We start from the raw sequence: 8970 nt of genomic DNA on the forward strand, positions 1-8970 counted from the left end.
TGATCAATCACTAAAAACGGAAATACTCGTGAAATAAGTATTAATGGCAAATGGGAGTACTTCAAAAATTTGAAGTACTTATTTAAGATAAATTTATGGTGCATTATTTGTTGGACCTTAATAATGTGATATAACTCACAGAATAAGGTAAGATATATCTAAATATAGACAAGAAATAGGAAGGTTCCTAACTATTTGACTTTTGTTTATGCGAGTGAAGATTGCGAATTAGAAATACTAATTGTATTATGATGGAAAATTACTATAAATTATATTGAGGGTGAGTTACTGTATGCCGTATGAAAAAGGTGGAAGAGCAGACAAGAATGGTAATAGATTTGAAATAAGATGGGTAGTTTATCAATTGTTACAAATTTTAGAAGAGAAAATTGAATATGTTATTTTAGAAGCTCTTGGGGAAGATGAAAGAGGCATTGATATATGGGTAGGGAATAAAGATGGTACTAAGGAAGGACAACAATGTAAAGGTAGAAATGGAAGTAAGGAGTATTGGGATTATGGCAGTGTTAATGCAAAAGGAATATTTGCCAATTGGAAATATCATTTAGATAGAGATAGATTGAATAAGGTTTCTTTAGTTTCCCCTTTAGCTTTTACTCAATTAGAAGATTTGATTGAAAGAGCAAAAACTACAGGAAATAACCTAAATGATTTTTATAGAGGACAAATACTAACTTCTAGTAAAGAGTTCATTAAATTTTTTAATAACTTTTGTGAAGCAATGTCTATAAATAAAAATATAGAGTCAGAACTAGCTAGATGTATTCTTTATTTAAATAGAATTTATTATCGACAAACTCCAGATGCTAGTTTAAAGGGAAACATATTAGATAAAATTAGCTATCTTTTAATAGGAAACGAAGAAGAAATATATGATTTATTCATTTCTTGGGTAGTTGAAGGTGATATTTTAGGGAAAGAAATTAACTATTCTAATATATATTCATTTCTTGAAAGTAAAAAAATACAATTAAGAAATTTGACTGCGGATAAGCGAATACTACCTAGAATCAATGAATTAAATAAGGAATATGAAAAAGGGTTCTCAAAAATTGATGACAAATTGATTATTAGAGAGGAATTTTCGCTATGTAGAGGAAAGATAGATGCAGGAGAATCTATTATAATACATGGAAGAGCTGGTCGTGGGAAAAGTGGCTGTACAGTAGATATTATAAATTATTGTCAAGATAAAGAGATACCATATTTAGCAATTAAATTAGACAAGCGAATTCCTAAAGGAACTGCTGAAAATTGGGGGAAAGAGATAGGTTTACCCGCATCTATTGCACATTGCATGCATAGTATTTCAAAAAATAAACATGCTGTTATTATTTTAGATCAGTTGGATGCGTTACGGTGGACACAGGCTCATTCTAGAGAGCCATTACTAGTATGTGAACAAATTATAGACCAAGTGATGAAATTAAATTCTGAAAGAAAGCACAATATTTCTATTGTTTTTGTTTGTCGCACCTACGATTTGGATAATGATAATAACATTAATTTATTATTTAGAGAGTCAGATGTGGGAGTTAATTCAATTAAATGGAATAAAATACAAATTAATGATTTAAGCGAGGAAATTGTTCGTCCTATTATTGGAGAAAGGTATAATCAAATAACAAATAAGTTGAAGGAAGTATTAAAGATACCCAGCAATCTTTATATATGGAAGCAGTTAGATCCTAGAAATAATTATGCCGAATGTTCTTCTACTAGTAACTTAGTATCAGAATGGTGGAAGCAAATATCTGAAAAGTGCTCTATTTCAGGGCTTGATGAAATAGAATTAAATAAAATAAAGTTAGATATAGTAAGTTGGTTAGAAAAAAATGGTAGAATATATTTCCCTTTAAAAGCACTTAATATAAGTAAATCATATATAGACTTTTTAGCATCAAATTCTTTTTTTGTTATTCAAGGTAATAAAGTAGCTTTTGCCCATCAATCTATTTTAGATTGCTTTCTTGCCGAGGAATTAGTAAAAAGATATTTTGATGGAGAGAGTATAATAGACCTAATTGGACCTAAGGATAAACAGACTCCAAGCAAGAGATATCAAATTCAAATGTTTTTAGAAATGCTGTTGGAATATGATAGTGGGGATTTTTTAGAAGTAGGGCAAAAAATTTTTGAAACTGACAAAATCAGATATTTTATAAAATTTGTTTTTTTAGAAGTATTGAATCAAGTAGAATTTTTAGATGAAAATATACAAAGGTTTATTCTTGATAAATGTGAAAATAAATTATATGAAGAACATTTTACTAGAAGCGTTTTTATGAATAAGCCCCAGTATGTTAGGTTGTTGCAAAAAGAGGGGATTTTGGATAAATGGTTTAAAGATTCTAAAAGAAAAGAGAATGTATTTAACTTATTAGAAAGTATATCTCCAAAATATAGTTCACAAGAAGTGTTATTTATTAAAAAGAATACTTTTAAATCCGAAGAAGATGACAATAGATTTGTAAGATGTTTTCCATATGATTTGAATAAAGACACAGACGAATTATTTGAATTGAGAATGAAATTCTATGAAAAATATCCAGAAAAATCGGAAGCTTATATTGATATAGGAAAAATGATGAAAAATACCGAAATGAGAACTATAAGAATATTGGAATTTTTTCTTAAAAATAAGCTTAGTAAGCATGGGAAAAGTATCTACAGATATGAAGAAAAATTTTTGGATAGTGTGTCTGAAATAAGTATAAGTAATGGAATAGAAATTATTGATTTAATGGTTCCATATATTCCAGCCCAAAAAGATGGAGCATTAACTATCAATGAATGGTCTGGTTTTTATGAGCATAACAATGGGTTAGAAAGATCCTGTATGCAGATTGTAAAAAAAGCAAATGCAAATATTATTTCTTCTGATCCCTCAATATTTTGGAAATATTATCAAAAATTTATGGGACAGGGATTTTATTTATTTAATGAAATTCTTTTAGATGGATTTGTGCATTTACCCAAATCATATAGTGATCCGGTAATAGAATACTTAATTCAGAACTTTGATGATAATATCTTTGTATTAACAGATGGAAGCAAGAATAAGTTATCACTTGCTAAAAAAGTATTAGTTAAACATGCTAAGCATTGTAATCAAGAAGTTTTTAGTAAATTAGAGAATAAAATTTTGAAGTATTTACCTTCAAATGCGAAAAAGCGTTATAAAAGAAGAATTGAATATAATAAAGAAGAAAATGGTGTACGAGTTTATTGGAGTTTTTACGGAGACTTACAAAAAGAACTTTTAGAGGTTTTACCCACTAATCGTATGAGTAATCAAGCTATTGATATGGTTAAGGTTTTAAAGCGAAAATTTCCTGATGGTACAAATTATTATACACAGCATGGAATTCAATCAGGTAGTGTAGTATCTCCAATTTCTGGGAAAAAACTTGGTGAGAAACAGTGGTTAGAAATTTTAAAAAATAAAAAGATTAAGGGTCGTGATCGCTCATTTTGGAATGATGATTTTGTAGACAACTCTATTAACGGATTTTCTAGTAGTTTTAGAAGTGTAGTATCAGAAGATCCTAAGAGATTCATAGAGTTGGTTATTCATCATAAGGAAGGAATTTTTGTTGAGTATATCGATGCATTGTTTAGTGGAGTTGCTTCTAGTGGGAATATTGAAGAGGTATCGGTTGAGCTTTTAGAAAAACCGATTTTAACCTTTTCATATGATTATACCTCATATAGGGCAAATGATATTTGTGAGATTATAAGTAAAAAAAGTAATAATGTCTGGTCTTCAAGTATCATAGATATTATTGTGGATATAGCAATTAATCATAGAAATCCTGAAGTTGGTAAAGTAAATGTAACTACTTATGATGATAAAGAAATGAAAAGTTTTAATATGCTACAAAGCAATTCAATTAATTGTGTAAGAGGTTCAGCTGCTCAAACTATAGGGAGATTGTTGTGGGATCATAAGACTTTATTTGGTTCATTTAAAACAGCAATCGAATCATTAGTCTCCGATCAAAATCCAGCAGTGAAATTGGCATCTTTATATGCTCTATGGCCATCCTATAATATTGATAGAGATTGGGCGTCAGCCCAAATTTTGGATTTATATGAACAAGATTGTAAATTTGCTGGCTTTTCTGGAACAAAAGATATGCTATTTTATTTATATCCTAAATATCGTGAACGAGTATTATCAATTATTATGGGTTGCTATGAATCAGAAGATAAAGATATTATTAAAATGGGGTCATATTGTCTTTGTGAAATGTATATTCTTCACAATGAATTTGAAAATATATTAGACAATATTGATATTATGAGTAAAGAGCAAGCTAAGTGCATTCTTGAAATGGCAAATCTTTATTTTAATAAGGATGGATTTAATAATATTGCAAAAGAAATAATTTTAAATTTTAAAAATAGTGAATTAGATTTAGAAGTACCATTCTCGTCTCTTTTCCATAATAATCGTATTGATTTGAATCGAGATAAAGAATTTTTGCTTGAAATAATGGACTCAAATATGAATGGTAGAACGGTACGTGGTTTTGTACATTATCTGGAACAAGAATCAAAATCAATAATTGATTATAAAGATATTGTTCTCTCAATAAGTTATCAAATAATAGAAAATAGTAATATTAATAACTATGTTTGGGGTATTGACGATGAAATCTCTAAATTAATAATCGGATTATACGATGAAACTTCCAGTTCATCATTAGATGAAATGAAAATAGTAGCAGAGGAATGTCTTAATCTTTGGGATTTAATGTTTGAGAAACAAATTGGTTCTATTAGGAGTTTGAGTCAAAAAATAATGGAAAGATAGTTAAAATATTGTTCTGATTCACGCATATTTTTTGAGTGCGTATTTAGGTACGAAGGTCTTAAAATTTGGTGAAATCCATTAAGACTGTACCTGTTGAGAAGTCACTCGATCTATTGCTATTAAAGGGTTTTCTAACTTTTTAAAAATCTCTGTCACAGAACTAGGTCTTAAGCAAGTTCATAAGGCTTCACAATTTTCAAAACATTAATCGTTGGTATATCAATGATTTCAAGCACTTTCCATTTTTGGGAAGGTGTTTTTTTATTTTGGTTATAAGATTGGTTACGACTATTTTCTCAACTTGTTTTTGTTGATAATTATCTAGATGTTTGATAGCTTTTTTGAACTTCTTGATTTACATGTCTGTAAACATTTCTTGAATTTTATCAGGGAGTGTTTTTCTATTTTTTGCAAGAATGCCATCGATCGGATTTATGTTGGAAAGTAACGTTGTTAGATTATATTTGTCTCTATATACTATTGATATAATTTATTTATGTACATGATTAAAACTTATTTTAGATGCTTCATTGGTAATTTTTAAGTACACTTAAAAAAATGATGGAATAAAGCCAGCAGATTGTGGAAACAAATAGATTCATAATCAAAAAATTAAAGCATTAATTTTTTAAGGGAGTACAAAGCCATAAAATTTGAGTACTAATTTAAAATTATGAATATAGTGAATGCTTTACTATGAGTAAAGCGAAGTTAAATTAAACGGAGAATTTGATTTATAAAACTTATTTATTTGGAATAATATAGGATACCGAGATAAAATATATTTTTTGATACAATATTTACTGACTGAAAATCAATTTCAACGATATATGGGCCTTATTGATCTAATTTTCAGCGAAGTTTACCCGTTAGGCTCAGTCGTTGAGTTAGACCAAGAAAGACTTCCAGGTGAGATTAAAGGGTTGTTTAAAAATAAACGACCAGAATTGTTGGTGTTGCTGCATGCACATAGAATCCTGTCAAAAGATGACAAAAATTATATTGATTAGTTTGGCCTTTTGGGTTGATGGTGGATGTAACGCCGCTGTTGATTAATAATATGTTAGTTAAACGTGTAGTTTCTGCTGGTTTGACAAATGATGAAGAAAAACAATTTGTTAATCAAGTACTAAAACATGAACTAGTGGCGAAGAAGCAAATATCTATTATGTATACTAATCAAGATGGGAGATGGTCATATGAGGATTGATGTCCTAGAAGTGATTGAGGCAAGGCAGACGCTGGAGAGTTCTCGCAGTCATATAGAATCAGAATTAGATTATTTACGAGAAGTAGCTGACTCTGAAGCCTTATCAGGAAAAGTTAAGACAGCAATTAAAAATAAAATTGTCAACCATCAGATACCTTTGTTGACAGAGTATAAAATGGCCGCCTTTTATATCAGCCAGGAATTTAATAATCAATACGAAGCATTTAAAGGGATTGTTAAAGAAAATAGTATGACTGCTGTAATTGATACAGATGAACTTACTCGACTTGAAGAAAAACTCAGTGGTATAGCTAATAATTTCACTGAAATTGCATCACGAACAAAGCAAGTTTATGCTTCAATTGACGACCTAGTTGCGGTATCAAATGTCGGCAGTTCCAGATTCACAGAACAACTAGCGAAAGCCAAAAAGGTTTTAACGAATACTAGAACGTGGATGGCGGATTTCAATGCACGCAAAAACAGTTCGCGTGTGACCGAGTTACTTGCACAACAAAATAACCAATTAACGCAATTGAATTCGGTTGGAAAGATTGACTATACAGCGACAGCGGCGACAGGACTTTATAAGAATGCTAGCTTTAAGAAGCAAGTTGCCAAAGAATTGCTTGCAGAGAAGAATGCTGAGAACAAATATCTTAAGACGTATTATCAGGACAAGTATATTTGGCAACAATATTCAAGTTCGCAAGTGTCAGTGGCTTTGTGAACTGGGCAAATGATGTCCAAAATTTCCTTATGCTTAAGGAGCGTGGTAGTAATACTGTATCATTAATTCGAGAAATAGCAAAGTTTGATAAGAAACTTGGCGGTAAACCGGGAGCAAAGGGAATTTATGGTAAACATGGAACCAAAACAATTGAATACTTACAACAAGATTGGCGAGATGTTAAGAAGTATCTGCGTGGAACAAAGTATAAAGGATTGACCCCAAAAATGGATGGCAGCTTTAGACATAACCTCAATCGCTTGAATCATAAGCTACATTTCAATGAAGAAAGTAAGTTTGGCAAAATAGTCAAAAAAGTGGATACGGTAACTTTCTGTGTGGAGAAGCCAGCAAAATCAGTTTTTAAAGCCGCTATTGAAAATGGATCTAAATTAAAAATCATAAAGCCTTTAGGCAAGCTAGCCATTAAAGCAGGCTGAGCGGGAATGGCAATTGACGCAGGAGTTAGTACCTATCAAGTATATAATGATAAAGGCAGCCAAAGCTACAAGAATCCTGGTAAATCGGTAATTCATGCAGGAGTTGAACAAATGAAGAGTGCTGGTCCGATTGAGGGAGCGCACTGGCTGGTGCAGCACTAGCTGGTCCTTGGGGTGCAGCTGTTGGTTTGGGTATAGTTAAGCCCAAACTTAAAGATGAAATATACAATGGCTTCGAAGATAATTTAGATAAGGGTTGGGATAAATTGAGAATCTTTGGTAAATTTTCTCTAAAAGTTGGAGGAGTTTCAAGGGCTCAAATAATCTAAGGAGCATAAGTTATGAGTAAAAATTTATTAAAAGCATCTTATGGAGAAATTGGTAAGATATTAACCAAGAAAAATATATATAGATATGCATTTAATATTGGAGTCGGTTCATCATTAAAACTTTCTAAGAGATTATTTGGTAGCGCGGTGTTATTAGTTTTTTGGGATAATGAGTTATGCAATTGGAATAGGTATGGCTGAGGGTTTTACATCCTCTAGTCTTACAGCCTCAGATGTTAACTATATCTCATTAGATACCGCTAAGGCGATTGGACTAATTGGAATATTCATTAAGCCAATTGAACTATTTGTTTGGGGTATTTACATGTTAATATCTTTTTTGTTGATATTTCCCAAGAAAAGTTTTGCAAGACAGTTATTTTTTGGAACACTTACCGTGGTATCGTTTATATTACTTCTGTATACTGCTTCAATTCCGTTTTGTTTTGGACTTACCTTAGGTGGATTTGGACCAATCGGATTTATATTACAGTCCCTATTAGCATGTTACTTTATTTTTTCTGCATTTAGGGGAAGTGTAGATAGCTTAAAAAGTGAACTATACGGTGTGAGTAGTGAGAGTTCAGCAAAAGAACCGGGGTCCTAAAGCTCTTCGGTGTGTCCTCTTAAGCATGTTCGTCGTAATCGTGTTAAATCAATATCTTTTTAAGATAGGACATCCGCTTGATGCATCCTTGTACAGCTTAATATATGGGTGAGGTGTGTTAGTTTGGTCGATTGCAGTGGTTATTTTTATCAAAATGGTATTCAGACAAACCGCCAGTACTTACTATTTTGCAAAGTATGATGAACAATTCAGGGAATCCTTACATTTCTCAGATGAAGAATGGTACGGGAAACGAAAAGCTAGAAGATTGAATAAAAAAGCAAATAAAAGAAAGAGGGATTCACATGAATGAAGAATTATTACCATTAGGCAGTGTTGTATATTTAGAAGAGGGGACAGCCAAGTTAATGGTTGTCGGCCGAGGAGCTGTTTTCGAATCAGATGGAGAAACAGTTTATACCGACTATGTTGGAGTTGGTTACCCTAAGGGAATCAATCCCAAAGATACAATTTATTTCAATCATGAAAATATTGATCAAGTTGTTTTTAAAGGCTTTGTAGATGAGAAAGAGGAACACTATATGAAGGTTTATAAGAAATGGAAAGCTGGATTGGAAATCAAAAAGTTGCGGGCATAGATTAAGAAATTCTGTGTTATCAATATTATTTAGTCCCTGTCCGTTACATATAGAGTAAGTCGAATAAATTTCACCATAATCAATAAATACAAATAATATGGTTAATAGTTTGTTTTTACATTCTGTTTTTGATGTGGAATTAATCATAATAACTTTTCTGGGAGTGTCAAGAAGTTTGTGTAAATGGGAATACCTTTCCCCTGTAAAATTAAACC

Annotated in this window: 10 protein-coding genes; all 10 read left to right on the plus strand. The window is 31.2% G+C overall.

From position 1 onward, the window contains the following. Window positions 1-292: 292 nt before the first annotated feature. The 10 genes from IV36_RS08040 to IV36_RS08075 all read left to right on the plus strand — a co-directional run bounded on the left by IV36_RS08040 (window position 293) and on the right by IV36_RS08075 (window position 8755). On the plus strand, window positions 293-4840 hold the full coding sequence (locus IV36_RS08040) for a hypothetical protein (RefSeq protein WP_056991625.1): 4548 nt from the start codon (window positions 293-295) through the stop codon (window positions 4838-4840). Window positions 4841-5628: 788 nt separating this feature from the next. Continuing rightward, entirely contained in the window at window positions 5629-5850 is a 222-nt protein-coding gene (locus IV36_RS08045; RefSeq protein WP_056991626.1) for a hypothetical protein, read from the plus strand. Window positions 5851-5867: 17 nt separating this feature from the next. After that, on the plus strand, window positions 5868-6050 hold the full coding sequence (locus IV36_RS12050; RefSeq protein WP_235810282.1) for a hypothetical protein: 183 nt from the start codon (window positions 5868-5870) through the stop codon (window positions 6048-6050). Further along, on the plus strand, window positions 6040-6780 hold the full coding sequence (locus tag IV36_RS08050; RefSeq protein WP_056991627.1) for a T7SS effector LXG polymorphic toxin: 741 nt from the start codon (window positions 6040-6042) through the stop codon (window positions 6778-6780). The genes IV36_RS12050 and IV36_RS08050 overlap by 11 nt, the downstream gene beginning before the upstream one ends. Then, on the plus strand, window positions 6738-7220 hold the full coding sequence (locus IV36_RS08055; protein ID WP_156648644.1) for a hypothetical protein: 483 nt from the start codon (window positions 6738-6740) through the stop codon (window positions 7218-7220). Before IV36_RS08050 ends, IV36_RS08055 begins: the two co-directional genes overlap by 43 nt. Window positions 7221-7226: 6 nt before the next feature. Next, window positions 7227-7382: a hypothetical protein gene (locus IV36_RS12055; protein ID WP_156648645.1), complete on the plus strand. Its 156-nt coding sequence runs from the start codon at window positions 7227-7229 to the stop codon at window positions 7380-7382. 179 nt (window positions 7383-7561) lie between these two features. Continuing rightward, window positions 7562-7750, plus strand: coding sequence for a hypothetical protein (locus IV36_RS08060; protein WP_056991629.1), 189 nt, complete (start codon window positions 7562-7564; stop codon window positions 7748-7750). After that, the gene (locus IV36_RS08065; protein WP_156648646.1) at window positions 7719-8156 is read left to right on the plus strand and encodes a hypothetical protein; all 438 of its coding nucleotides are present in this window, start codon (window positions 7719-7721) and stop codon (window positions 8154-8156) included. Before IV36_RS08060 ends, IV36_RS08065 begins: the two co-directional genes overlap by 32 nt. 115 nt (window positions 8157-8271) lie before the next feature. Further along, window positions 8272-8469, plus strand: a complete 198-nt coding sequence (locus IV36_RS08070) for a hypothetical protein (protein WP_056991631.1) — start codon at window positions 8272-8274, stop codon at window positions 8467-8469. After that, window positions 8462-8755 (plus strand): DUF4176 domain-containing protein, encoded by a 294-nt coding sequence (locus IV36_RS08075; protein WP_056991632.1) that lies wholly within the window; start codon window positions 8462-8464, stop codon window positions 8753-8755. The genes IV36_RS08070 and IV36_RS08075 overlap by 8 nt, the downstream gene beginning before the upstream one ends. Window positions 8756-8970: the final 215 nt, after the last annotated feature.

Source organism: Liquorilactobacillus mali, from assembly GCF_001437155.1.
Classification (GTDB): Bacteria; Bacillota; Bacilli; order Lactobacillales; family Lactobacillaceae; genus Liquorilactobacillus; species Liquorilactobacillus mali_A.